Below are 23,835 nucleotides of genomic sequence, written 5' to 3' on the forward strand. Positions count from 1 at the left end.
AATGGTTGCAAGGGCTAACATCTTTTTTTATTTATAAATATACTTTTAACTATGGTTCGGGGTATGTTTTTATCTTTATGTGTCATGAAAAAGTTTATCCTGCTGTTTATCTTCGTTTTAAGTGCCTCAATCATGTTGGCGCAAGAGCATAAATTGATCCTTTTAAAGCCCGATCGCGTCTTCGACGGGCAAACCATGCATATGGGATGGTCGGTTTTAATTAAAGACAATCACATAGAAGCAGCAGGCGAAACCAATAGTATAATCATCGCCCCCAATACACAGGTTATAGACCTTAAAGGCACCACCCTGCTACCCGGCTTTATTGAAGGGCACTCACACATGTTTCTGCACCCTTATAACGAAGTAAAGTGGGACGACCAGGTTTTAACCGAAAGCCGCGCAGAGCGAACCGCCCGTGCGGTAAACCATGCCCGCGAAACTTTAATGGCCGGTTTCACTTCGGCCCGCGACTTAGGTACCGAAGGTGCAGGTTATGATGACGCAGGACTAAAATCAGCTATTAACAAAGGCGTAATACCCGGCCCACGATTGCTGGTAGCTACCCGCGCCATTGTGGCCACCGGCAGTTATGGGCCCAAAAGCACTGTAACCGAATCCATTTTGCCTAAAGGTGCAGAAGAAGCTGATGGCATTGACGGGTTAACGCGCGTAATCCGCTCACAAATTGGTTATGGGGCCGATGTTATAAAATTATATGCCGATTACCGCTGGGGACTGGATGGCACATCTGAACCTACTTTTACCGCCGATGAATTGAAACTAGCCGTACAGGTTGCCGGCAGCAGCGGGCGTATGGTAGTTGTGCATTCCTCAACCGAAGAAGGGATGCGTCGCGCTATAGCCGCCGGTGTTAAAACCATTGAACATGGCGACGGCGGCAATGCCGAAATATTTAAGCTAATGAAAGATAAAGGAATAGCGCTTTGCCCAACACTGGCAGCTACAGAAGCCATTGCAAGCTATAGAGGATGGCGAAAAGGCATTGACCCGGAGACAGAAAATATTAAACGCAAACGTAGCATGTTTACCGCAGCGCTAAAATCGGGCGTTACCATTTGTATGGGTGGCGATGTTGGCGTATTCGCCCATGGGGATAACGCCCGCGAAATAATCTTAATGGCTGAGTATGGTATGAAACCCATTGAAGTGCTAAAATCGGCCACATCTGTCAATGCAGATGTATTCGGAATGAAGGCATTAGGACTCATTAAAGCCGGTTATCTGGCAGATATTGTGGTGGTAAATGGCAACCCTGTTGAAGATATTAAAGCGGTGAAGGATGTGAAGCTGGTGATGAAGAATGGGGTTATTTATAGAATTGATGGAATTTTAGAAAGTCAAATTAAATAATTTTTTTCATTGCGAGCGATAGCGCGGCAATCTCGTCTCCAATGCTTATTCAATATGCACAGCTACGAGATTGCTTCGTACCTCCTCAATGACAAATTATATAACAGAACTAAACAATGAACATCAACCTCTCCCCCTTCCCAACACTCACAACTGAACGCCTCACATTACGAAAACTTAATACAAAAGATGCCGATGCAATATTCTATCTCCGCTCAAACAATATTGTAAACGCTCACCTCGACAGAGCTCCAGCCAAAACTATTCAGGAAGCCAAAGACTTTATCCAAAAGATTAAAAAAATACTCCAAAACCAAGAAGGGGTTTACTGGGCTATTGCCCTTAATACCAACGATACACTAATAGGAACTATATGTTATTACAATTTTGATTTAGAAAATAACATTGCCGAAATTGGCTACGAACTGAACCCTACTTATCATGGGCAAGGCATTATGCAGGAGGCTATTAAAAAAGTAATTGATTACGGATTTGAGACAATGCAGTTGAATGCTATCACGGCCTTCCCCAGGATAGATAATCAAAGTTCGATAAAGGTTTTAAACCGTAATGGTTTTGAGCTGAATGCTAATGAACCTGCGGAAGATAATTATGCTGTGTATGTGTTGAAGAGAGGGTAAATAAAGTGAGTTCCCTCGTCATCCCGAACTTGTTTCAGGAACCCAGAGGATAGGCTATCATCATACTGTACACTTAGCACGTGGGGTGCTGAGACAAGTTTAGCATGACGTATTTTAGATTTAAAGTATGTCTTGGCTCTTGCCTCTTATTTCTTGTCCCTCTTCTCCCCCTTCAACCTATAATACTTATAGATCTTTACCGCCGACATGATGATCATCGAGAAGGCGATTATCCCTAACACTCCAAAAATCCAGCTTAGTGCATTTTTAAGTACTACTAAAAACACAATAGCAAAAAGGAATATCGTAGCAACCTCGTTCCAGATGCGGAGTTGGGTAGAGGTCCAGGTGTAGATACCCCTACGCATTTGTTTCATTTTGTAAATGCAGATAAAATGATAAGCAACCAAGCCTCCTACAAATGCCAGCTTAACATGCATCCAGGGTTGTTTAAGCCATTCGGGCTGTATAAATAGCATTCCGATACCGGCAATGAGGGTAAGCGTCATGGCTGGTGTAGTAATGATGTTCATGAGCTTGCGCTCCATCATCTCAAACTGGTCTGACAGTACTTTACGCTCTGCCGCTACCCTTTCCTGGGCTTCGGTATGGTAAATAAAAAGCCGCACAATATAAAAGAGCCCCGCCATCCAGCTGACTACAAATATGATGTGTATGGATTTTAAGTATAGATACATGCCTTCTCAAATGTGTCATTGCGAGGTACGAAGCAATCTCGTAGCTGTGCATATCGAATAATGACTGCGACGAGATTGCTACGCTATCGCTCGCAATGACAAAACTTATTATTAATAACGATATTCCTTTATTACTTCAACCGCATATTTCACGTTATCAAACGGAATATCCGGCATAATACCGTGGCCGAGGTTGAAAATAAAGCCTTTCTCACCACGCATGCGCTCAAATAATTTGTGGATGCGATCTTTAATCACCGGCTTACCGGCATACAGAACATGTGGGTCCAGGTTGCCTTGTACAGCCATGCCTTGTGGCAAACGGTTTTTAATATCCAGCAGGTCAACGTTCCAGTCGATAGAAATGACATCGGGTTTAGCCTCCGCCATTAGCGGCGCAAAAACAGAACTGCCTTTACAGAAAGATATCACCGGGATATCTTTCCTATCCAGGTTAGCGATAATTTCCTGGATATAACGGTGGGAAAACTCTTTGTAATCGTCCCAGGCCAAAGCCTGCGCCCAGCTATCGAATATCTGCACGGCATTAACGCCGGCTTCAATCTGCAGGTTTAAATAAGCAGCCGTAACCTTAGCTATTTTAGCCAACAACTGGTGGGCCATTGCGGGCTCGTTGTGTAGCATGAGCTTGGTTAGTTTAAAATCTTTTGAAGATCCACCTTCAACCAAATAACTCATTACCGTAAAGGGTGCACCTGCAAAACCTATCAAGGGAATTTTACCATTTAAACGTTGCTGAATTACTTTAATAGCATCTGCCACGTATTGCAGCTTATCTATCACGTCAACGTTTAAATTATCGATATCAGCTTGTGTGCGTACAGGGTTGGCAAACCTTGGGCCTACGTTTTGGGTAAAGCTCAGGTCGCCGCCCATGGCTTCGCCGGTAACTAAAATATCTGAGAATAAAATAGCAGCATCAATATCCAGTAAATTAACCGGCAACATGGTTACATCTGCGGCTAACTCCGGGGTTTTGCACATTTCCAGAAAAGAGTACTTGTTCTTAATTTCCCAATACTCCGGCATAAAACGGCCAGCTTGTCGCATCATCCATACAGGTGGGCGCTCTGTTTGCGCTGAAAATGCGGCTTTTATAAATAATGAATCTTTCATATAATACCAGGAAAGGGCTCACGCCCCTCCTTTTATTTAGTTTTGTGTTTCTTTAATTCCGTCTGCAAGCGCTCTATTACCGTTTTCATTTTTGCAGTTATATTTTCATGGTGTTTTTCTGCCAGCCCGATATAAGCCTCAGCTTTGTCATAATTATGCTGCCTGATGCTAATATTAGCCACATGGGCCAGTGCGGCCACGTGGTCATTAATTGACCGTAGCGGGTACTGCACAGCTACTTCGTAATGGCGTTCGGCTGCGTCATAATCCTGCCGTTGCAGGCTAATACCACCCAGCATAAATTCGTAAAAACCCCGGCGTTTTTTGTTCAGCCATTCGGGTTTTTTTATGCTCAGCAGTAATTGCTCAGCCTTGTCATATTCCTTATTATGGAAGCTTTTGGCTGCCACAACAATAGGGCCTTCTTTAAAATAGCCCCATATCAACAGCATGCAAAACATAAACGCCACCCCGGCCAGCTCATAAACATGCTGCTGGACAAAAAACACCAGCATCAGAAAAAAGATGCCGACTATAATTAATCGTGCCTGGTTTGTTAACATTAATGCTGTGTATCGGTAAACTTATAACCCACGCCTCTGATAGAATGGAAATAAACCGGATTTTTAGGGTCTGGCTCAAAATACTTACGGAAGGTAAGTATAAAGTTATCGATGGTACGTGTTGATGGATATACATCATAGTTCCAAACAGTTTCCAGGATCTGCTCGCGCGATACAGCATCGTTACGGCGCTCTATCAGTAATTTAAGCAACATAGTTTCCTTTTTAGTTAAAGGGGTGATTGATCCATCCTCATTAATCAACTCGAAAGAATTGAAGTGAATGGTTTTCTCACCAATTTTATAGCTGTTAAACTCTTTCAGGTCCTCACCTTTCAGGCTGCGTTTTACCAGGTTATTTACCCGTAAAATTAGTTCTTCCAGATTAAAGGGCTTAGTCAGATAATCATCCGCACCTTTTTTAAGGCCTGCAATTTTATCCTCATTCGTATTTTTCGCCGTCAGGAACATGATCGGCACCTCAGAGTTTTCCAACCTGATGGTTTCGGCTACAACAAAGCCATCAACCTCAGGCATCATTACGTCCAATATAATCAGGTTAAAACGCTCCTCTTTGAAGATCTGTAACGCTTTTTTACCATTATTAGCAGTTGATACTTTGTATCCCTCTAATTCCAGGTTTAATTTGATGGCCTCGAGCAAATGCTCTTCATCTTCGGCCAATAGAATTCTTTTCTTTGACATATCTAATTTAGGTTAACCAAAAACAACTTCGAACACACTGCCTTCAGGGATGTTATCTTTAACCCTGATGCTGGCTTCATGTTTTTCTAAAACTTGCTTCACTATGTATAAACCTAACCCCGTCCCCTTTGTGTTACGGGTATCCTCACTGCCTACACGGTAAAACTTGTCGAAAATACGGCTTTTTTCATTATCAGCGATACCTATCCCCTGGTCGGCCACCATGAGGTAAACCTGGCCGTCTTTTCTAAACAGTTTAACGTTAACCTCGGCACAGGGCTGCGAGTATTTAACGGCATTTTCAATCAGGTTGGTTACTACAGATGTAAGGGCAAACTTATCACCGGTGATCTCTACCTTGGGTTCAATCTCCGCGTTAATCAATTGCTGACTAAAATCACATTTGTTAATCTGCAGGCGGTTCACCACGCTATCTACCAATAGTGAAAGGTTAAACTGTTCTTTAGGAAAAGTATATGATCGGTTTTCAATTTTCGAAGCAAGTAACATATTCTCTACCATATCATTCAAACGATCAACATCAAGCAAACACTTGCCGGTAAAGTCGATGATCTGCGAATGTTCGAGTTTTCTTTTCTGGATGGTTTCCATGTATAATTTAATGGAAGCCAGCGGCGATTTAAGTTCGTGCGTTACCGAAAGCAGAAAATTTCGCTTTTGCTCCTGTAAACGGCGCTCTTTGTTAATTGATGCATGCAGGTTATAAGCGCCCAGTAAAAAAACCAATACAAATACCGATCCTTCGCCCATAATCATCCCAAAACGCCCTGGTTGCAGATGTACCAGCATATATCCCCACCAGCCAAGCTCGGCAACGGCGTAGATAATGAGTGCATAAAAAATTACAAAAGGCCTTTTCATTGCTTACTTGTCTTTAAATACAATATCTAAACTATCAAAAATAGCACGTTTTGTTCGTTCCAGATCAGTTTTTGTGTGGGCAGATGAAATAAATCCAACTTCGTAGCCCGAGGGGCCCAAATAAATGCCGCGGTTTAGCAGCTCGCGGTGCATTTTTTTGAATTTTTCCATGCTGGCCGGGTCAATATCTTCGGCCCTGCGGATAGCCGCCTGGCCGGTAAACGCAAACCAAAATATAGAACCGATATAGAATACTTTAAATTTATAGTTACGCGCCGTAGCAAAACGCTGTATCGACTCGGCAAATTCTTCTGTTTTATTGTTCAGGTCGCGGTAAAAACCCATGCGCAACAGTTCTGTTACTTGGGCAATACCTGCTGCCATAGCAACCGGGTTGCCAGACAAGGTACCTGCCTGATAAACGGTACCTACAGGCGAAACATGGTCCATAATTTCGGCAGAGGCACCATAAGCGCCAACCGGCAAACCACCACCTATAATTTTGCCATAGGTAAGAATATCCGGTTTAATCTGGTAATACCCAGCCGCACCCTCAAAACCTAAACGAAAACCAGAGATCACTTCGTCGAAGATTAACAAGGTTCCGCTTTCGGTACAGATCTCGCGCAGAAACTGCAGGTATTCTTTCTCCTGTAATAGCAAACCGTTGTTGGCCGGTACCGGCTCAATGATTACCGCTGCTATCTGATCTTTAAATTCGGCAAAGGCTTCTTTTAAAGCTTCACGGTCATTTAATGATACTACAATGGTTTGCTCGGCAAATGCTTTAGGGATCCCTGCTGATGAGGTTTCGCCAAAGGTAACCAAACCACTGCCTGCCTTAACCAGTAATGAATCTGAGTGCCCGTGGTAGCAGCCCTCAAACTTTAAGATCTTATCGCGTTTGGTAAAGCCACGGGCTAAACGGATGGCCGACATTACTGCCTCGGTACCCGAGCTTACAAAACGTATTTTCTGGATGTATTTATTATTCTTCAGGATCAATTCGGCCAATTCATTTTCCAACGCAGTTGGTGCACCGAACGACATGCCATGTTGCAGCACATCAATTACTTTTTCGCGTATTTTGGCATTGTTATGGCCCAAAATAAGCGGCCCCCAAGAGCAGCAGTAATCAATAAACTGGTTACCATCGGCATCCCACAGGTAGCTGCCATCGCCTTTTTCAATAAACAAGGGCGTACCATATACAGATTTAAACGCACGCACCGGCGAGTTTACCCCACCCGGAAAATACGTTTTAGCCTTCTCATACAATTCGGCAGATTTTTCGCGAACGATATCTGCCTTGCCTGTGGTATTCACAGGCTCTTCACCCTCTTTACCAGAAAATATTTTTTTAAACGAATCGAACATTTTTGTTTCAGTTGTCTGTTATCAGTTGTCAGTTGTCAGTGACCCTGCTTAATGCAGACAACTGATAACAGACAACCGACAACTCATTTTATAGCCATTTATTCAACAATACTTCTTTAGCGTGGTAGGTTAATATCGATGTTGCACCGGCACGTTTAAAGCTTGTTAAAACTTCTGTGATGGCACGTTGCTCATTTAACCAGCCATTTTGTACAGCAGCCTTTATCATGGCATACTCACCGCTTACATTATACGCTGCAATGGGCAGTTCAGTACTATCTTTCAATAATTTAATTACATCCAAATATGGCAAACCTGGCTTTACCATTAAAAAGTCGGCACCCTCTGCCTCATCTAAACGGGCCTCAATAAGAGCTTCGCGCTGGTTGGCAGGGTTCATCTGGTAGCTTTTTTTATCACCAAATTTGGGTGCAGAACCCAACGCATCCCTAAAGGGGCCATAAAATGCACTGGCATATTTAGCAGTGTACGACATGATGGATACGTTGGTAAAACCTTCATTATCCAATGCCTCGCGAATATAACCCACGCGGCCATCCATCATATCTGATGGGGCAATAATATCGGCACCTGCGCGTGCATGCGCTATCGACATTTTGGCTAAAACGGCTAAAGTTTCGTCATTCAGAATCTCGCCGTTTTCAACAATCCCATCGTGGCCGTCGCTGCTGTACGGGTCCATCGCTACATCGGTTACCACACAGGCTTCAGGGAAATGTTTTTTCACTTCACTAATGGCACGCAGGTAAAGGCTTTCTTCGCGATGACTTTCTGTAGCGTACTTATCTTTCAGCGCCTCATCAATATTAGGGAAAAGATCAAAGGCCTTTAAGCCCAGGTTCATACAGCTTTCTACTTCACGCAGTAAATTATCAATAGAATAACGGAAAATACCCGGCATAGATGATACTTCTGTTTTTTGATTATTACCTTCTACTATAAACAGTGGAAAAATAAGGTTAGCTGCACTAACATGTGTTTCCTGCACCATTTGGCGTATCACTTCACTTTTCCTGTTCCTTCTTGGTCTCTGTAACATAATTAGTCAATAGTCCATGGTCTATAGTCGATAGACGCTTCTTTATAAATATTACGCCATGGACTATCGACTATAGACCATGGACTGAAAACTATTTATAACCCAAACACTGCCTCAGACAACCCGATTTCATCGGGCGAAAAAGGCAATGTGTATTTTATATTCAATTCATCCAACGTGCGGCCGGTTGATTTACCGATGGCCACAATTTGCTGGTGATTATCAAGCAGGTGACGCTCAAAATAATTCTCTACGTTAGATGGGCTGGTAAATACCAGTACATCGGCTGATGATGCAGGCGCGGTTTCATCCAAAACTGTTTCATATACCGGTAAGTCGATGATCTTGGTATCGGCAGATAAGCCCTGGTGGATACTCCTCATCGGGTTCTCGGCACCTGGAAATAATATGGTACTGCCATTTGCCAGTTTAGCAAAATCGCGTGCAACCTCGGCAGTATCATTGCTTTGGCCTACGTAATCTGCAAAATGGCCTTTTTTACGCAGCATGTCTTCAGATCCGCTACCCATTACACCAAATTTTACCGGGTGCGGAAACTTAGGCTCCAGTTGGAAAAAATATTCTACAGCGTTTTTGCTGGTAAAAAACACCCACTCCACACTGCGCAAAATATAAGAATCAAACTTGTTGATCACCGGTACGGTACGGATCAGCGAGCGGTCCTCTATCTCAATGCCATGTTTCTCCAACGCACGGCGGAAATAACTTTGCGAACCCAGATCGCGGGAGATAAATACTTTTGCCGGGTACTTGCGGTCTTTACTAAAGCGCGCAACAATTTGCTCGGGTAAACCATCCAGGTTATTAGTTTGGATAAACAACCTATCGGGGAAACCTTCGCCATCATCGGCCTTTGAAGTAAATATCTGGAAAGCACCCTCGTGCTTGCGGCAATAAACGCCTAATGGTAAGTGGCAACCGCCGCCAAATAAGTTTAACACTTTACGCTCAACAAATAGCTGTTCGGCCACATCGGGGTGGTTAATGGATTGTAAACGTTCAAACAGCTCGTGGTCATTCTCGCGAATCTGAATGGCCATAACACCCTGTGCCGGTGCCGGGATTAATTCTGTTGGCGGTAATTCTTCTACCAGAAATTCACTCAAGTCTAAACCCAAACGAGAGATACCGGCTTTAGCCAGCATAATGGCATCATATTTTTCGTCGCGCAGTTTTTGGATACGGGTATTTACGTTACCGCGCAGGTCATCAATTTCCAGATCGGGGCGTACAGCTAATAACTGCGCACGCCTGCGATTTGAAGAGGTACCAACCCGGCCGCCAAACTTTACCGACAGCTTTTGGTGAACATCCACACAGTCTTTCAGGATCAACAACAACTCAGACGGGTCTTCCCTTTCTGAAACCGCTGCAATGATAAGTCCCGGCGGGTTCTCTGTCGGCAGGTCTTTGTGCGAATGAACCGCTATATCTACTTTGCCTGCCAATAATTCTTCTTCAATCTCTTTGGTGAAAAACCCTTTACCCTCCAACTTATCAAAGCTGAGGTTCAGGATACGATCGCCCTGTGTTTTAATAATCTTAAGCTCGGCAGTTATACCAATGCTGGCCAGCTCATTTTTTACAAAATTTGCCTGCCATAAAGCCAAATCGCTGCCGCGTGTTCCTATAAGTAATTTTCTTTCCAAAGAGTGTAATTATTTGATCTGCAAATTTAATTTTTATAAGGACGTACCCACAATTTTTATTGCAATGTGAAGATTAGCTGACTGTGTGGATATTACATATCACACATTAGCTTTGCTTTGTTGAAAATAAGAATTTTTAGGGGATAAATGGCGGGAATGGCTTAAGAAAAGGCAAGTCAATATAATATAGGTTCTGCGCTATTAAAGTCAGAACTTATCGCTCGGGGATTGCTTCGTCGTACCTCCTCGCAATGACGGAAATGAAGACGAATGTTTTGTAAAATATAAAACTAATTATTAGCGATCAAAATCTCTTTGGCCATTACCATGGGTACGCTGATGTACTTTTTCTCCATGTAATTCATTACTTTCTCAAGTATTTCGCGCGATTGTTGATCCATGCCCTGCACTTCATCTGCAAAAACAGAATTGATGGCGGTATTGCGGATCTCTTTGATCTTCTCGGGCACCTGGCGCATAGCCACTTCAATACGGCGTTGCTTTAGTTGTGGGATAAAGTCGTGAATGTTTTCTGCAATGATTTTTTCTGCATGTACCAGTTCCTGGTAACGCTCCTGCATGTTCTTTTTAGCAATTTCGTTTAGCGAGTGAACTTCGATAAAGTTAACCGGAAAATTAACCAGCACTTCGGGATCAGTATCATTAGGGATAGCCAGATCTACAATGGTTTTTTTATCCGTATCGCCATTCAGCAACGAAGCATAGATCTCCGGTGTAATAATGGGCTGTGTGGCAGCTGTACAAGTAATAATTACATCGAAACCTTTTTTGTAGGTTTTTAATGTTTCCAGATCATAAGCAGTACCTTTTAATTCTACGGCTAATTCTTGTGCGCTACCTAGCGTACGGTTAAAAACCGAGAAGTTGGAGTACTTATGCTTTTGCAGGTATTTAGAAATATTACGGTTGGTTTCGCCTGCACCAATAATTAAGATACGTGCATCCGAAGAAAGTTTAAGGTCTTTAAGCTTACGGTAAGCTAATGATACAACCGAAATAGGATTTTTAGAAATATTGGTATGGGTATAAACTTCTTTAGCAGCTTTAACTACACAGCTCATTACCATACGCAGGTAATCGTCTGTTAGGCCTGCCATGCGGCAGCTTTCGTAAGCTTTACGTAATTGGGCTAAAATTTCTTTTTCGCCAACAATTAAACTTTCTAAAGAGCAAGAGGTGCGCAGCAGGTGGTTCAACGCTTCCTGATCTTCATAGATATTAGCGGCATCTAAAAAGGTTTCGGTATAACCCGGGCAAAGGCCCATATCTAAAGCATGAAAAAATTTACGGGTGAAGTCGCGGTCTACAACTTGCGGGGTAGCCATTACAAAGGCAACGCGGTTGCAGGTAGAAAGGTAAAAAATCTCCGGAATGTCAAACAGTTCCTTTACTTGTTTAAGCTTAGGGGTCAGGTCTTCCTGACAAATAACCAGTTTGCCTAGTTCCTTCAGTTCGATCTGTTTATGTGAAAATGCTATAACCTTTAAATACTTCAATGCCGTTATAAATTTGACTCAACAAAATTACGTTCAATATATCCTTCCTTTGTCAATGATTTGTCAAAGGAAAACAAAATAGAACGATTTTAAATTAGGTTTAAATAGTTATTAAAACTGTAACTTAAGCTGTTTACGTACATAAACAAAGCCAGCAAATATGCGAATCTTTAGAAATATTAACGTAGTGATCCTCGTCATTTTTTATGCAATTGCAGGCATCAATCATTTTTGGCATCCAAAGGGATATATCAAGATCATCCCCGATTATATTCCCTACCCTTCGCTAATGAACATCCTATCAGGCGCATGTGAACTGATATTCAGCGTTATGATGATTTTTCCGGCAACCCGGCCGCTTGCAGGATGGCTTATTGTAGCCATGCTGGCTGCATTTTTACCGGTACACATTACCATGGTTTATGACGCCCCGATGAGGCTAGGGAAGCTCGAAGTTACACCCTTTATTGCCTGGGCAAGGCTGCTTTTGCAACCGGCGTTAATGTATTGGGCCTGGTGGAGTACGAGGGTGTAGGCTGGGTTAATATTAATAATGTCCTTTTAGCGATTGTATTTCCAGAATTACGATCTTGTTTTGGCATACATCTGATAAATGATCCTATGCTCCCCGTTAATTTTCCGAGACCACGAACCTGAAAGCTCATGTTTTAATGGCTCGGGTTTGCCAATACCCTCAAAAGGATTTTCTTGTATAGCAGTTATCAATTGTTGAATCTTTTTCTGAATAGATTTATTACCGGTTTGCTTCCAATATTGCAAATGTACAACAGCCTTGGGAGCAAAAACTACTTCCATAAATCTTCAATGGCAGTTTTTACGCCTTTACCATTTTTTATATCTTCTCTGGCTTGTAAAATATCTTTAACAAATTCCGGATCGTAGGGGCTTTTTTTGGTTTCAAAATCAATTTTCAACGCTTTTGCAATTGCCTTCAAAGCAGTTAACTGCTCTTTGTTTTTGGGGTGCATAATCATTGTTTCCATATCCAAATTTACATTTGTTTTTCCCGTTTTGTTTTCCTACTGTATAAAGTATGATTATTTGGTAACAATGTATCTTCACATGCGTTATAACACCCAAATGATCCAGAATAAAACTTATACCATACCGGGCGCTAAAGGCCGTTTAATGCTGGCCGACCTTACCTATAACGATGTTAACCCTAATGCACCTCTCATTATTTTTGTGCATGGCTTTAAGGGCTTTAAAGATTGGGGAACCCACCACCTGGTGGCCAGTTACTTTGCCGAAAACGGTTACCGGGTGCTGAAATTTAATTTCTCGCATAATGGCACAACGCCCGATGCCCCGCTGGAGTTTGGTGACCTGATCGCTTTTAGTGAAAACACTTTTTCTATCGAACTGGAAGATCTCAACTACGTGATTGATTTTGTGGCCGGTGGTTCGGCCATATCAATTGCCGATAGCGTTATATTGCTGGGGCACAGCATGGGTGGTGGCATCAGCATTATTAAAGCTGCCGAAGATGATCGCGTAAGCCATTTAATTACCATGGCATCGGTAGCTAATTTCCGTAACCTGTGGCCTAAACAACTGGAAGCGCAATGGAAGCTAACAGGCACATTCTATTTCCCTAATTCGCGCACCGGGCAACAGATGCCGGTAAAGGCAACTTTACTGGACGATCTGGATAAAAATGCGGCACGCTTAAATATACTTGCGCAAGCTGCCAGCGTTAAACAGCCCTGGTTAATTACACATGGCACCGCCGATAATACCGTGGCCATAAGCCATGCGCACGATTTAAAACGTATGCAACCCCATGCCGAATTATTGATACTACCCAATGCCGACCATGCATTTAATGCTTACCATCCGTATTTTAAGGATACCTTGCCGACAGCATTACACGAATTGTGCAAAAAATCTGTAACATTTTTAAAAGCGAACGATCAAAACAAAGGGTAAAACTAGCTTTACAATATAATTCCCCTCTTGAGAGGGGTTAGGGGGTGTGTTCTTTACCGCGCAGATCCCCCCTGCAACAACACATGCTTTCGCGCGTGCTCCGAGAGGGGAATAAAAACTAAAGAAAAAAACATCAATGCCAATCAACTTAAAAGGCTCCCGAAAAGAAGGGGCGAAATATATAAACCCGATCCCTACTGATGAAGCAGGGTTTGACAAAATGCCATCCATTTTGTGGGAGTACATCAAAAACAAAGCCGAAACTGTCCCTAAAAAACAATTAGGCCCCTTTACAACTAATCCCGAGATATTTAACACGCCGCCAGAAAGCGGATTGCGCATTACCTGGATAGGCCACTCGAGCATATTAATTGAGATTGACGGAAAGAGAATCCTGACCGACCCTGTTTGGAGCCAGCGTGCCTCTTTCTCGCAAAGTTTTGGTCCAAAACGTTTTTTTGATGCACCTATAGCACTGGATAGCTTGCCGCCTTTAGATGCAATTATTGTTTCGCATGACCATTATGACCACTTCGATAAGGCAACTATCGAACATTTTGCAAATCTATCGGTACCGTTTTACTGTTCGCTGGGTGTTGGTTTTTACCTCGAAAAATGGGGGATCGCCAAAAACCGTATTACCGAAATGGACTGGGGAGATACCGCCAAAGTAGGAGACGACCTAACCATTACTACCACGCCAACACGCCATTTTTCGGGCCGTGGGATTACCCATCGCAACGAAACTTTGTGGTCGGCATTTGTAATTAAGGGCAATAAACATAACATCTTTTTCGGGGCAGATTCGGGCTGGTTTGAGGGCTTTACAGATATAGGCGAAGCCTACGGCCCATTTGATCTCACCATGCTGGAGATTGGCGCTTACGGTGCAAACTGGCCGGATATACACATGGGGCCAGACCATGCATCCAATGCACATATCGCCCTGAAAGGCGGCTTGATGATGCCTATCCACTGGGGTACTTTTAACCTGGCCCTGCATGCCTGGTATGAACCCATTGAACGCCTGATACAATTAGCCAAAGAAAAACAGATCCGGCTGTTTGCTCCCGAACCGGGACAGCCTACCCAGATCAATGACCTCCCATTTATATCGGGCTGGTGGAGAAGGTATAGGTAGTTAGATCATAGTTGATGGTTCATAGTTCATAGACGAAGCTAAGTTTTACTATGAACCATCAACTATGATCTATGAACTAGAGCAAATCTTTAACATGCTTGTAGTTTGATTTCACAGTGTTTAAAACCTCGTCCATCTGGCCGTTCAGGATAAGTTTAGACATGGATAATGCCATCCCCTTTACCTGGTCGAACTCGATTTTTGGAGGCATAGCCAAGGCATTAGGGTCGGTCATTACATTCAATAAAACCGGGCCGTTAAACATCAGGGCTTCACGTAATGCTTGCTCTACCATTTCCGGGTCATCTACAGTAACACCCTTAATGCCCATAGCTTGGGCAACCATTGCAAAATCAGGGTTGTGCATATCGGTTTGATAGTCGGGCAAACCTGCCACTTCCATTTCCAGTTTCACCATACCTAACGAGCGGTTGTTAAACACCACAATTTTAATTGGCAAATTATACTGCGATATGGTTGCCAGATCGCCCAGTAGCATCGAGATACCACCATCGCCACACATGGCAATTACCTGCCTGTCGGGGCAGGTTAATGCAGCGCCAATAGCCTGCGGCATAGCATTAGCCATCGATCCGTGGTTGAATGAACCGATCATGGTACGTTTACCCGTAGCGTGAATATAACGTGCACCCCAAACGCAGCACATGCCTGTATCAACGGTAAATATGGCATCGTTGGTGGCCAGTTTGTTGATCGTTGAGGCCACATATTCGGGATGGATCTTATTTTTTGTGCCTTTATCATCTACATAAGTTTGCAGATTGTCTTTCACCTTATCATAAAATTTCAACTGGGTTTGCAAAAAGCTATCATCTGCTTTTTGCTCAATCAGCGGCAATAAGGCTTTCAAGCTATCTTCGGTAGTTCCGCATAAGCCCATATCTACTTTGGCACGGCGGCCAATACGCTCGGGCTTGGTTTCTAACTGAACTATTTTAATATCAGTAGGTATAAATTGGGTATAAGGAAAATCGGTACCCAGCAGTAAAATCAAATCAGACTCGTGCATGCTATGAAAAGCAGATGGCAAGCCAAGCAAGCCCGTCATTCCTACTTCATTGGGGTTATCATACTGAATGCTCATTTTTCCACGGAAGGAGTATCCAACCGGGGCATTGAGCTTCTTAGATAATTGGACAACTTCATCATGTGCTTTTGATGCGCCGATACCACAAAATATAGTGATCTTCTCGTGCGAATTTAACAGTGCAGCCAGGTTTTGCAACTCCTGATCTGCCGGACGAATAACCGGGGCAGTTACATAATTGATGATCGAAGTGGTTATTTCCTCAGCATCCATCTTGGTAATATCGCCGGGTAACCCGATAACCGATACCCCCTTTTTACCTAAGGCATGCTGGATCCCGGCTTGCAACATGCGTGGTAATTGGGCTGGTGTGGTGGCTATCTGGTTGTAATGGCTGCAATCGTCAAAAAGTTTAATGGTATTGGTTTCCTGGAAAAACTCCGAACCAAATTCATTGGTGGCACAGGTAGACGCGATGGCAATAACCGGCGTACCCGAGCGATGGGCATCATATAAACCATTGATTAAATGCACATGGCCGGGGCCGCTGCTGCCTGCACAGCAAGCCAGTCCGCTTAGTTCAGATTCGGCAGCGGCTGCATAGGCACCGGCTTCTTCATGGCGCACATGGATCCATTGTACTTTACCGTTTGTACGGCGCACGGCATCGTTAACTTCGTTTAAACTATCGCCGGTAACGGCATAAATTCTTTTAATACCGGCTGATATCAGCATATCTACCAGTTGTTCTGCTACGTTTTGAGCCATGGGGTTGAGGGAATGATGTATGTCAAGATAACTAAGAAAACAGGTTCAAGTTTTCTATATTTGATAATCATCTATCTTTATTACAAATGCCTGAAGATATTACCTCCATAAACCTCAAATTCTCCTGCGGAGAAAAATGGGATGCGATGCAACCTCACCAAAATGGAGGCAGGCACTGCACCCAATGCCATAAAGTGGTATATGATTTCACCAACAGCAAAGCGGATGAGTTTAGAAAAATTTTGGCCGAAAACAATTACAATATTTTCGGAAGATTTACAGCAGATCAATTAGACACAACGCAGCAATTATTCCCTTTTGGAAAAGATGGTTTTCTGCTGCGATGGTGTTGATTGGCTTTAATTTTGCCGGATGTGGTAATGCTGACAAAAACCTTAAAGAAGTTATTTTAAAGCAAACACCTAAATAAGCAAGATTCATTTATTGGAAAGGCCTTGATAGCCCCTCCGTATGATAAAGAGCGCCTACGTTTACAGCCACGATTTCCACCGCCTGCAAAGGCTCCAAAAAATAGATTAAATAGCCGGCTCTACCCAGTTACCATCTCCCTGAATAATACTGATCAGTTCGTCAACAGCGATAACTGTATTCACATTCTTTTTCACTACCTCTTTACCACGGTATAGGGTAATTTTACCCGGGCCTGCACCTACATAGCCATAATCGGCATCCGCCATTTCGCCGGGGCCATTGACGATACAGCCCATAATAGCGATTTTCAAACCTTTTAAATGACTTGTACGGGTACGGATCATTTGTGTGGTTTCCTGCAGATCAAACAACGTACGGCCACAGCTTGGGCACGAGATATATTCTGTTTTCGAGATCCTGGAGCGGGTGGCTTGCAAAATACCGAAAGCGGTAGATGTAATTACGTTAGTTGATAGCTGTGGTGCATCGATCCAGATACCATCGCCGAAACCATCAACCAGTAAAGCGCCTAAATCTGTGGCGGCGTAGAGTTGGAGGAAGGTTGTCTGTTCAGCCTCACCCAAACCCTCTCCGGGGGAGAGGGCTTCAGAATCTTGATTTCCCACAAAATCATAAGTTCTCTTCACTATCACCGGTACATCCAAACCAAACTCTTCCATTTTGAAGAAGAAAGCGCGTTGGTCGGCCATGCCATGTGGTTTGGTAGTTTCTAAAACAAATATCAGGGATTTATCCAATTGAATTTGCCCGAACAGGTCAGTTTCCAGATCGGCATTGGTTATGCGTACCAGGTTTAAGGTTGATGTACGGTCATCGGCATTTATATATTCCTGCAAGGTAAACAACGGATGGCAATTGGTTTTGCTGGCCAGCGTTTTCCAGGTATTGTAATTGTACAACTGCTTTAAATTACCGGGGAAGTTAAACGATGGCAACTGATCGCCCATGTAAGCAAAATCAACCGACTGGTCTGCCATGTTATATTTATCCAGCATGGCCGAATACAGGTAACCGGCTGCGTTAAGCACAGCAGGATCTTTCAGGTTTTCTTTAGAAAGATCAACTACCACGCGGGGCACCATGTGGCCGCCAATGAAGGCATTGGCTTCGTAGGTTTCGCGCTTTTTATATTCGTAGGGAGAGTGCGTTGTAGTAAAAGCCTCACCTAAATCCTCTCCGGGGGAAAGGACTTCGCTATTTTGATTATTGATTCTCGATGTTTGATTCTCTTGAGCAGCTTTGCTGCGCGCTGAGTAGCGTTCTACCAGTGCAATAGCAACCGGGGCTTCTGCTTCGGGTTCTTCGGTTAATGAGACACGGACTGTATCACCCAGGCCATCTTCCAGTAAAGTACCAATGCCTACGGCAGATTTGATACGGCCATCTTCGCCGTCACCAGCTTCGGTTACACCCAGGTGCAGTGGGTAGTTCATATTTTCGGCAACCATGGTTTGTACCAGCAGGCGGTAGGCTTGCACCATTACCTGCGGGTTGCTCGATTTCATGGAGATGCACAAATTATAATAATTCATGGCCTCGCACATGCGGATAAACTCCATAGCCGATTCTACCATCCCTTGCGGGGTATCACCATAGCGGCTCATAATCCTGTCGCTCAGCGAACCATGGTTGGTACCAATACGCATGGCAGTACCGTACTCTTTACAAATATTTACCAGCGGCGTAAATTTGGAGTTGATGCGCTCCAACTCTCCCTGGTATTCTGCATCTGTATATTCTAAAATGTCGAATTTCTTTTTGTCGGCATAGTTGCCAGGGTTTACACGTACCTTTTCAACAATACGGGCGGCTACTTCGGCAGCATTTGGGGTAAAGTGGATATCCGCTACCAAAGGCGCAGTATAACCACGCTGGCGCAGTTCTTTTTTAATATTAGCCAGGTTTTGGGCTTCCTTAATGCTTGGTGCGGTGATACGGATATATTCGCAACCGGCCTCAATCATGCGGATGGATTGCGCTACAGTACCCATGGTGTCCATGGTATCGGTGGTGGTCATGCTCTGAATGCGGATCGGGTTGTTCCCTCCCATCGGCACATCGCCAATGGTTACCTCGCGGGTAATAAACCGCGAATAATCGGTTAATGAATTACAATAACGTCCGGGTAATAATTTCAATGCTTCAGCATCCATAAACAAGCAATCAATTGATAATGCAAAGATAAGGATTATAAATATTAAAGGTTTTAACGCTGTGTTATTAAAACCTCTCCCCGGTGCTCTCCAAAGAAGAAGGGGTTAACAATACGTATTCATTTTCATAAAGTATTGCTATTTAAATTCTTAACTGGTAAATTTATCTTCAACCAATAACTAACTACTACATTATGAAAATTGCAGTATTAATTACCCGTTCATTACTTGGATTAATTTACCTGGTATTCGGCCTGAATTTTTTCTTTCATTTTATACCGATGAAAACACCACCAATGTCGGCAGCAGCAACTGCTTTTCAGGGTGGATTGTTTGGCTCGGGTTATTTCTTCCAGTTTTTGAAAGTGACGGAAGTTATTAGCGGCCTGTTTTTATTGATTAACCGTTTTACCGCTTTCTTTTTAATTGTGCTGTTCCCTATATCGCTTAATATCTTTTTGTTCCATACCATACTGGCACCTGCGGGCATGCCGATGGGTGTAGGAATATTGGCAGTGCATCTATTTTTAGGGTATGCGTACTTTAATTATTACAAGCCAATGTTTACGGCAAAGCCAGTGGTGTAAAACTTATTATTTCTTTCTTGTCATTCAGAGCGTAGCGAATAATCTTCTGCGTAAATGCATTGACGTAAATGCTAAATGAAGAAGATTCTTCGCTACGCTCTGAATGACAAAGCTTTTAGTAAATGTATTAAAACAAGAAAGCCCCGATGAAAAATCGGGGCTTTCTTTGTTATTAGTTTGATTTTTGCAATGATTCTTTCATCGGATTACTGCCTGATGATGCCCCCCTCGGGCCGGCCTGGCTTTTAAACAGCTCGAACCTCGATGGGGTGTATTCGCGCGGCCACGAGTTGTTGTTCTCGTCAATATCGGCCGTTTCTTTAAACGGATCTATTTTGATCGATTTTACTTCTTTGGTCTTGGCGAACACCTTGGTGATGTTTTTTTCATTTTTACGCCAGATGTAGGCCGAAATCCGTTCTACTTCTTTGGTGCCGTCGGCATAGGTCCACTCGATAATCAGCGGCATTACGCAACCGCCTTTATTGCTCAGATCCAGCTCGTAGAAATAGCTTTTATTTTCATAGAATTTTTTCTCTTCCGGGCTCAAACCATCGTACATGGCCTGGTAGCTTTGTTTGCTTAAGGGGGTAGCGGCAAACTTATCATACTTACCATAAAAATCTTTCAGGGAAGTATCGGCCTCTACAGCAAATTTAATTCCCTCTTCTTTATTACGCTGCGCGCTGATGTGCTGCAAGCCTTTATCGGCCAAAGCCTTATTATAAGTACCTTCTATTTCGGGGTTCTTGGTATCTACGCGGTAATATTTAACACTGTCTAACGAAATATCAACCGGGTCTATCCCATAAAACCAGCCTCTCCAAAACCAATCCAGGTCAACTGCCGAAGCATCTTCCATGGTGCGGAAAAAGTCTGAAGGAGTTGGATGCTTAAATGCCCAGCGGTGTGCATAGGTTTTAAATGCATAATCAAATAATTGGCGGCCCATTACGGTTTCGCGCAAAATATTTAACGCCGTAGCCGGTTTTGCATAAGCATTAGGGCCGAAGCGAACAATATTCTCAGAGTTGGTCATAATCGGCTCCAGCTGATCGGCAGGCAGTTTCATGTAATCAACAATTTTTGCAGCCGGGCCACGTTGCGATGGGTATTTGTTATCCCATTCCTGCTCGGCCAAAAACTGGCAAAAAGTATTTAAACCCTCGTCCATCCAGCTCCACTGGCGCTCGTCTGAGTTAACGATCATCGGGAAAAAGTTGTGGCCAACCTCATGGATAATTACCCCCGTCATGGCATATTTAACCGCTTCGCTGTAGGTGCCATCTTTATCTGCACGGCCATTATTGAAACAGATCATCGGGTACTCCATCCCGTTTGATGCCTCAACCGAAGTTGCAGCCGGGTAAGGATAAGGGAAGGTATGTTTAGAATAAACCTTCAACGTATGCGCAACCAGTTTGGTTGAATAACGGCGGTACAACGGGTAAGCTTCCGGGCCGTAAATACTCATCGCCATTACGGTTTTACCACCATCAATATGCGTAGCCATAGCATCCCACACTACACGGCGCGATGATACCCAGGCAAAATCGCGTACGTTTTCGGCGTGCAATTCCCATGTTTTACGGGCAGTAGCGTGGCCCTGCATTTGCTTTTTAACCTCGGCAAGGGTTACAATCTCTACCGGTTCTTTAGCGGTTTTTGCTTGTTCCCAGCGGTGTAGTTGTTCAGCAGTAAGGGTTTGCGCATAGTTAGAGCATTCGCCTGTGCCACCCACAAAATGATCTGCCGGTACATTAAGGTGTACCTTAAAATCGCCAAAGGTTAGCGCAAACTCGCCACGGCCGGTAAACTGCTTATTTTGCCAACCCTGAAAATCGCTGTAAACCGCCATACGCGGGTACCACTGTGCCATGGTGTACAGGTAGTTTTTATCCTCGGGGAAGTATTCATAACCACCACGACCGCCAATAGTCAATCGGTCTGATATGTTATACCACCAGGCAATTTTAAATTTAAATTTCTCGCCAGGGGCCAATGTTTTAGGCAGCTCTACCCGCATCATGGTTTCGTTAATGATATAAGTAAGCGGGTTGCCTTCGGCATCTTTCAGGCTCACAATATGGTCGCCCAGATCGAGGTTATGTCCCATAATACCTTGCAAATCGCGCAGGGTCATTTTGTCTTTCATTTTGCTTTCATCAAACTTGGCGCTTTCCCCATCTTTTTTGTGCTGGTTTTCGTCAAGCTGAATCCACATATAACTCAGCGGATCTGGCGAGTTATTATAGTAAGTAATGGTTTCAACACCATCCAAACGTTGTTTGTCATCATCAAGCGTGGCGGTAATGTCGTAATCGGCTTTTTGTTGCCAGTACTTAGGCCCTGGGGCTCCTGATGCCGAACGGTACATGTTCGGGTCGGCCAGCATTTGGCCCAACTGTTCAAACTTGTTGCCGTGGTTAGATTTGGGGTTGTTGTCGTTCTGCGCAAACGCGGCAGAACCTACTAATAAAGCAAAAACCGAAATGTAGATTTTTCTCATCTAAATTTTATTAATTGAAAACGTTCTATACACATAATAAAGGCAATACCAAATATGGCCGACGACAGGAACAGGGTCCAGTCGCGCCGTTTTACCTTCATAAAATTAATACACACAAAAGATATAAATAAGGCAGCCAGCACAATAAGCACCTGCCCAAACTCGAGCCCCAGGTTAAAGGCAAATAATTGCCCTACAATATTAGTACTGGTACCCAGCAAACTTTTTAAATAGTTAGAAAACCCCATGCCATGGATCAGCCCGAAAAACATTGCAAGCACATAATTCAGCTTCATGGTGGCACTGCTGCGCTGCGTTTTCAGGATGTTAACCAAACTGGTAAAAACAATAGTAACCGGAATTAAAAATTCGATCAAAGAACTATTAATATGGATCACATTTAGTACACTCAAAGCCAAAGTTACCGAATGGCCTATGGTAAATGCAGTAACCAGGATTAAAACTTTACGCCAATCGGCTAATAAATACATTCCGCAGAGTACGGTTACAAACAAAATATGGTCATAACCAGCCCAATTACATATATGTTGCCAACCTAACTCGAAATATAAACCAAAATCTTGCACGGGCTAAAAATAAAAGGATAATATTAGTGTATTTTGGCCTAAATTCCATGTTTAAACACAATGATGTTACAATTTTTAACTATTTGCTGGCTTTCGCTGTTCCACCCCTTCTATGTAAGCGTTACCGAGATCAACCATAACGCCAAAAATCAATCGATAGAGATTAGTTGCCGGATGTTTTATGACGATCTGGAGCGCGAGTTGAATAAAACCAACCATAGCCAGATTGATATTGTGAAACCGAAAGACAAGACCGAAGTAAACCGCATGATTACCGACTATGTAAAAAAACACCTGACCATTAAAGCTGATGGTAAAATATTAACTTTAAGCTTTGTAGGTTACGAAATACAGGAAGATGGTGCATGGAGTTATTTCGAAGTAAAGGGCATTAGCAAAGTAAAACAGCTTACCGTGCATGATGATTTGCTGTACCCTGCACACCCCGAACAAATTAATATGATACATGCCACCGTAAACGGCGAACGCAAAAGCACCAAGCTGGATAACCCCGAGGCTGACGCTTCATTTAGTTTTTGATAATATAAATCCAAAGTATGATTTCTCTAAGATGGCATATCTGCTTATTAGTAATTTGTTGCACCTTTATTAGCAGTTGCTTTCAATTAGATGGCATGGGGCCCAATACTCTAATTTATAAAAGATATTGTCCTTCTAAATCTCTACAAGCAGTTCTCTTTTCAAAAACCACAGCATTAAGCGAAGATTCATTTCAGGTTTCAATTTTAAATTCTAAAGATAAAATGGATAGTACTACAGTTGGTAATGTATTTACAGTCGACGCAAACCATGATTCGACCAGGCTCGATTCAAATGCTGTTCGGTTAACATGGTTATCTAATGATGTATTGAAAATAACTTACGATAAAAAGTTAAGAACCTTTATTAAAAACGACGAATTAAATAAAATCAAGGTAGTTTATGCCAAATTTTAGAAGCGTTATCATTTTTAGTTTTTGATAATACGTTTTAATTATTGTTAATTAGTGTCGTTA

General features: G+C 43.1%; 24 protein-coding genes. 9 read left to right on the top strand and 15 right to left on the bottom strand.

The features are described from left to right. Positions 1-84: 84 nt before the first annotated feature. Both RG47T_RS15895 and RG47T_RS15900 read left to right on the top strand, forming a co-directional pair. Positions 85-1,374, top strand: a complete 1,290-nt coding sequence (locus RG47T_RS15895) for a metal-dependent hydrolase family protein (RefSeq protein WP_074490383.1) — start codon at positions 85-87, stop codon at positions 1,372-1,374. Between the two features lie 116 nt (positions 1,375-1,490). Next, a complete protein-coding gene (locus tag RG47T_RS15900) occupies positions 1,491-2,015 on the top strand; it encodes a GNAT family N-acetyltransferase (protein ID WP_074490384.1) in 525 nt (174 codons plus the stop codon). 146 nt (positions 2,016-2,161) lie between these two features. Here RG47T_RS15900 and hemJ read toward each other — a convergent pair whose 3' ends face one another. The 9 genes from hemJ to hemA all read right to left on the bottom strand — a co-directional run bounded on the left by hemJ (position 2,162) and on the right by hemA (position 11,623). After that, the gene (hemJ, locus tag RG47T_RS15905; protein WP_074490385.1) at positions 2,162-2,713 is read right to left on the bottom strand and encodes a protoporphyrinogen oxidase HemJ; all 552 of its coding nucleotides are present in this window, start codon (positions 2,711-2,713) and stop codon (positions 2,162-2,164) included. 111 nt (positions 2,714-2,824) lie between these two features. Then, on the bottom strand, positions 2,825-3,850 hold the full coding sequence (gene hemE, locus RG47T_RS15910; protein ID WP_074490386.1) for a uroporphyrinogen decarboxylase: 1,026 nt from the start codon (positions 3,848-3,850) through the stop codon (positions 2,825-2,827). Between the two features lie 32 nt (positions 3,851-3,882). Continuing rightward, positions 3,883-4,413 (bottom strand): tetratricopeptide repeat protein, encoded by a 531-nt coding sequence (locus RG47T_RS15915; RefSeq protein ID WP_074490387.1) that lies wholly within the window; start codon positions 4,411-4,413, stop codon positions 3,883-3,885. Further along, on the bottom strand, positions 4,413-5,117 hold the full coding sequence (locus tag RG47T_RS15920) for a response regulator transcription factor (protein ID WP_074490388.1): 705 nt from the start codon (positions 5,115-5,117) through the stop codon (positions 4,413-4,415). The genes RG47T_RS15915 and RG47T_RS15920 overlap by 1 nt, the downstream gene beginning before the upstream one ends. 12 nt (positions 5,118-5,129) lie before the next feature. Then, positions 5,130-5,999 (bottom strand): sensor histidine kinase, encoded by an 870-nt coding sequence (locus tag RG47T_RS15925; RefSeq protein ID WP_074490389.1) that lies wholly within the window; start codon positions 5,997-5,999, stop codon positions 5,130-5,132. A 3-nt stretch (positions 6,000-6,002) separates the two neighbouring features. Next, positions 6,003-7,376, bottom strand: a complete 1,374-nt coding sequence (gene hemL, locus RG47T_RS15930) for a glutamate-1-semialdehyde 2,1-aminomutase (RefSeq protein ID WP_091691009.1) — start codon at positions 7,374-7,376, stop codon at positions 6,003-6,005. 88 nt (positions 7,377-7,464) lie between these two features. After that, positions 7,465-8,436 (bottom strand): porphobilinogen synthase, encoded by a 972-nt coding sequence (gene hemB, locus RG47T_RS15935; RefSeq protein WP_074490390.1) that lies wholly within the window; start codon positions 8,434-8,436, stop codon positions 7,465-7,467. Positions 8,437-8,531: 95 nt separating this feature from the next. Then, complete coding sequence (gene hemC, locus RG47T_RS15940; protein WP_074490391.1) at positions 8,532-10,106, bottom strand: hydroxymethylbilane synthase; 1,575 nt, start codon at positions 10,104-10,106, stop codon at positions 8,532-8,534. 290 nt (positions 10,107-10,396) lie between these two features. Then, positions 10,397-11,623: a glutamyl-tRNA reductase gene (hemA, locus tag RG47T_RS15945; RefSeq protein WP_074490392.1), complete on the bottom strand. Its 1,227-nt coding sequence runs from the start codon at positions 11,621-11,623 to the stop codon at positions 10,397-10,399. A gap of 160 nt (positions 11,624-11,783) precedes the next feature. Between hemA and RG47T_RS15950 the strand changes: the two genes are divergently transcribed. Then, complete coding sequence (locus tag RG47T_RS15950) at positions 11,784-12,158, top strand: DoxX family protein (RefSeq protein ID WP_074490393.1); 375 nt, start codon at positions 11,784-11,786, stop codon at positions 12,156-12,158. A 47-nt stretch (positions 12,159-12,205) separates the two neighbouring features. Here RG47T_RS15950 and RG47T_RS15955 read toward each other — a convergent pair whose 3' ends face one another. Together RG47T_RS15955 and RG47T_RS15960 are read right to left on the bottom strand one after the other, a co-directional pair. Beyond that, positions 12,206-12,439 carry a Txe/YoeB family addiction module toxin gene (locus RG47T_RS15955; RefSeq protein WP_074490394.1) on the bottom strand — a complete coding sequence of 78 codons (234 nt, stop codon included), beginning with the start codon at positions 12,437-12,439 and terminating at the stop codon, positions 12,206-12,208. Further along, entirely contained in the window at positions 12,430-12,627 is a 198-nt protein-coding gene (locus tag RG47T_RS15960; RefSeq protein WP_074490395.1) for a DUF2683 family protein, read from the bottom strand. Before RG47T_RS15960 ends, RG47T_RS15955 begins: the two co-directional genes overlap by 10 nt. A 97-nt stretch (positions 12,628-12,724) precedes the next feature. On the opposite strand from RG47T_RS15960, the gene RG47T_RS15965 reads away from it, so the two are divergent. Both RG47T_RS15965 and RG47T_RS15970 read left to right on the top strand, forming a co-directional pair. Beyond that, complete coding sequence (locus RG47T_RS15965) at positions 12,725-13,573, top strand: alpha/beta hydrolase family protein (protein ID WP_074493515.1); 849 nt, start codon at positions 12,725-12,727, stop codon at positions 13,571-13,573. Positions 13,574-13,709: 136 nt separating this feature from the next. Then, complete coding sequence (locus RG47T_RS15970; RefSeq protein ID WP_074490396.1) at positions 13,710-14,714, top strand: MBL fold metallo-hydrolase; 1,005 nt, start codon at positions 13,710-13,712, stop codon at positions 14,712-14,714. Positions 14,715-14,790: 76 nt separating this feature from the next. Here the strand turns inward: RG47T_RS15970 and RG47T_RS15975 are convergent, their stop codons facing one another. Further along, positions 14,791-16,530 carry a thiamine pyrophosphate-dependent enzyme gene (locus RG47T_RS15975; RefSeq protein WP_074490397.1) on the bottom strand — a complete coding sequence of 580 codons (1,740 nt, stop codon included), beginning with the start codon at positions 16,528-16,530 and terminating at the stop codon, positions 14,791-14,793. A gap of 86 nt (positions 16,531-16,616) precedes the next feature. Between RG47T_RS15975 and RG47T_RS15980 the strand changes: the two genes are divergently transcribed. Further along, positions 16,617-16,883, top strand: a complete 267-nt coding sequence (locus RG47T_RS15980) for a hypothetical protein (RefSeq protein WP_074490398.1) — start codon at positions 16,617-16,619, stop codon at positions 16,881-16,883. A gap of 183 nt (positions 16,884-17,066) precedes the next feature. Here the strand turns inward: RG47T_RS15980 and ispG are convergent, their stop codons facing one another. Further along, positions 17,067-19,136 carry a (E)-4-hydroxy-3-methylbut-2-enyl-diphosphate synthase gene (gene ispG / locus RG47T_RS15985; protein WP_074490399.1) on the bottom strand — a complete coding sequence of 690 codons (2,070 nt, stop codon included), beginning with the start codon at positions 19,134-19,136 and terminating at the stop codon, positions 17,067-17,069. Positions 19,137-19,330: 194 nt separating this feature from the next. Here ispG and RG47T_RS15990 point away from each other — a divergent pair, with 194 nt between their 5' ends. Next, a complete protein-coding gene (locus RG47T_RS15990) occupies positions 19,331-19,723 on the top strand; it encodes a hypothetical protein (protein WP_074490400.1) in 393 nt (130 codons plus the stop codon). A 172-nt stretch (positions 19,724-19,895) separates the two neighbouring features. On the opposite strand, the gene RG47T_RS15995 is transcribed toward RG47T_RS15990, so the two are convergent. Next, complete coding sequence (locus RG47T_RS15995) at positions 19,896-22,232, bottom strand: M1 family metallopeptidase (protein WP_074490401.1); 2,337 nt, start codon at positions 22,230-22,232, stop codon at positions 19,896-19,898. After that, positions 22,229-22,819, bottom strand: a complete 591-nt coding sequence (locus RG47T_RS16000; RefSeq protein ID WP_074490402.1) for a HupE/UreJ family protein — start codon at positions 22,817-22,819, stop codon at positions 22,229-22,231. Before RG47T_RS16000 ends, RG47T_RS15995 begins: the two co-directional genes overlap by 4 nt. 60 nt (positions 22,820-22,879) lie before the next feature. Here RG47T_RS16000 and RG47T_RS16005 point away from each other — a divergent pair, with 60 nt between their 5' ends. Continuing rightward, positions 22,880-23,359, top strand: coding sequence for a DUF6702 family protein (locus RG47T_RS16005; protein ID WP_245770887.1), 480 nt, complete (start codon positions 22,880-22,882; stop codon positions 23,357-23,359). Positions 23,360-23,583: 224 nt separating this feature from the next. Further along, positions 23,584-23,775 (top strand): hypothetical protein, encoded by a 192-nt coding sequence (locus RG47T_RS16010; protein ID WP_074490403.1) that lies wholly within the window; start codon positions 23,584-23,586, stop codon positions 23,773-23,775. Positions 23,776-23,835 lie beyond the last annotated feature (60 nt).

Source organism: Mucilaginibacter polytrichastri (assembly GCF_001911425.1).
GTDB classification, from domain to species: Bacteria; Bacteroidota; Bacteroidia; order Sphingobacteriales; family Sphingobacteriaceae; genus Mucilaginibacter; species Mucilaginibacter polytrichastri.

What these genes read in the sequence shown, in the direction of transcription:
- RG47T_RS15995 (WP_074490401.1), bottom strand. Translation starts at nt 22,232, where the DNA reads ATGAGAAAAATCTACATTTCGGTTTTTGCTTTATTAGTAGGTTCTGCC.
- ispG (WP_074490399.1), bottom strand. Translation starts at nt 19,136, where the DNA reads ATGGATGCTGAAGCATTGAAATTATTACCCGGACGTTATTGTAATTCA.
- hemJ (WP_074490385.1), bottom strand. Translation starts at nt 2,713, where the DNA reads ATGTATCTATACTTAAAATCCATACACATCATATTTGTAGTCAGCTGG.
- RG47T_RS15895 (WP_074490383.1), top strand. Translation starts at nt 85, where the DNA reads ATGAAAAAGTTTATCCTGCTGTTTATCTTCGTTTTAAGTGCCTCAATC.
- RG47T_RS15975 (WP_074490397.1), bottom strand. Translation starts at nt 16,530, where the DNA reads ATGGCTCAAAACGTAGCAGAACAACTGGTAGATATGCTGATATCAGCC.
- RG47T_RS15915 (WP_074490387.1), bottom strand. Translation starts at nt 4,413, where the DNA reads ATGTTAACAAACCAGGCACGATTAATTATAGTCGGCATCTTTTTTCTG.
- RG47T_RS15990 (WP_074490400.1), top strand. Translation starts at nt 19,331, where the DNA reads ATGAAAATTGCAGTATTAATTACCCGTTCATTACTTGGATTAATTTAC.
- hemL (WP_091691009.1), bottom strand. Translation starts at nt 7,376, where the DNA reads ATGTTCGATTCGTTTAAAAAAATATTTTCTGGTAAAGAGGGTGAAGAG.
- RG47T_RS15970 (WP_074490396.1), top strand. Translation starts at nt 13,710, where the DNA reads ATGCCAATCAACTTAAAAGGCTCCCGAAAAGAAGGGGCGAAATATATA.
- RG47T_RS15900 (WP_074490384.1), top strand. Translation starts at nt 1,491, where the DNA reads ATGAACATCAACCTCTCCCCCTTCCCAACACTCACAACTGAACGCCTC.
- RG47T_RS15965 (WP_074493515.1), top strand. Translation starts at nt 12,725, where the DNA reads ATGATCCAGAATAAAACTTATACCATACCGGGCGCTAAAGGCCGTTTA.
- RG47T_RS15955 (WP_074490394.1), bottom strand. Translation starts at nt 12,439, where the DNA reads ATGGAAGTAGTTTTTGCTCCCAAGGCTGTTGTACATTTGCAATATTGG.
- RG47T_RS15960 (WP_074490395.1), bottom strand. Translation starts at nt 12,627, where the DNA reads ATGGAAACAATGATTATGCACCCCAAAAACAAAGAGCAGTTAACTGCT.
- RG47T_RS16005 (WP_245770887.1), top strand. Translation starts at nt 22,880, where the DNA reads ATGATGTTACAATTTTTAACTATTTGCTGGCTTTCGCTGTTCCACCCC.
- hemE (WP_074490386.1), bottom strand. Translation starts at nt 3,850, where the DNA reads ATGAAAGATTCATTATTTATAAAAGCCGCATTTTCAGCGCAAACAGAG.
- RG47T_RS15920 (WP_074490388.1), bottom strand. Translation starts at nt 5,117, where the DNA reads ATGTCAAAGAAAAGAATTCTATTGGCCGAAGATGAAGAGCATTTGCTC.
- RG47T_RS16010 (WP_074490403.1), top strand. Translation starts at nt 23,584, where the DNA reads ATGGATAGTACTACAGTTGGTAATGTATTTACAGTCGACGCAAACCAT.
- RG47T_RS15950 (WP_074490393.1), top strand. Translation starts at nt 11,784, where the DNA reads ATGCGAATCTTTAGAAATATTAACGTAGTGATCCTCGTCATTTTTTAT.
- RG47T_RS15980 (WP_074490398.1), top strand. Translation starts at nt 16,617, where the DNA reads ATGCCTGAAGATATTACCTCCATAAACCTCAAATTCTCCTGCGGAGAA.
- RG47T_RS15925 (WP_074490389.1), bottom strand. Translation starts at nt 5,999, where the DNA reads ATGAAAAGGCCTTTTGTAATTTTTTATGCACTCATTATCTACGCCGTT.
- hemB (WP_074490390.1), bottom strand. Translation starts at nt 8,436, where the DNA reads ATGTTACAGAGACCAAGAAGGAACAGGAAAAGTGAAGTGATACGCCAA.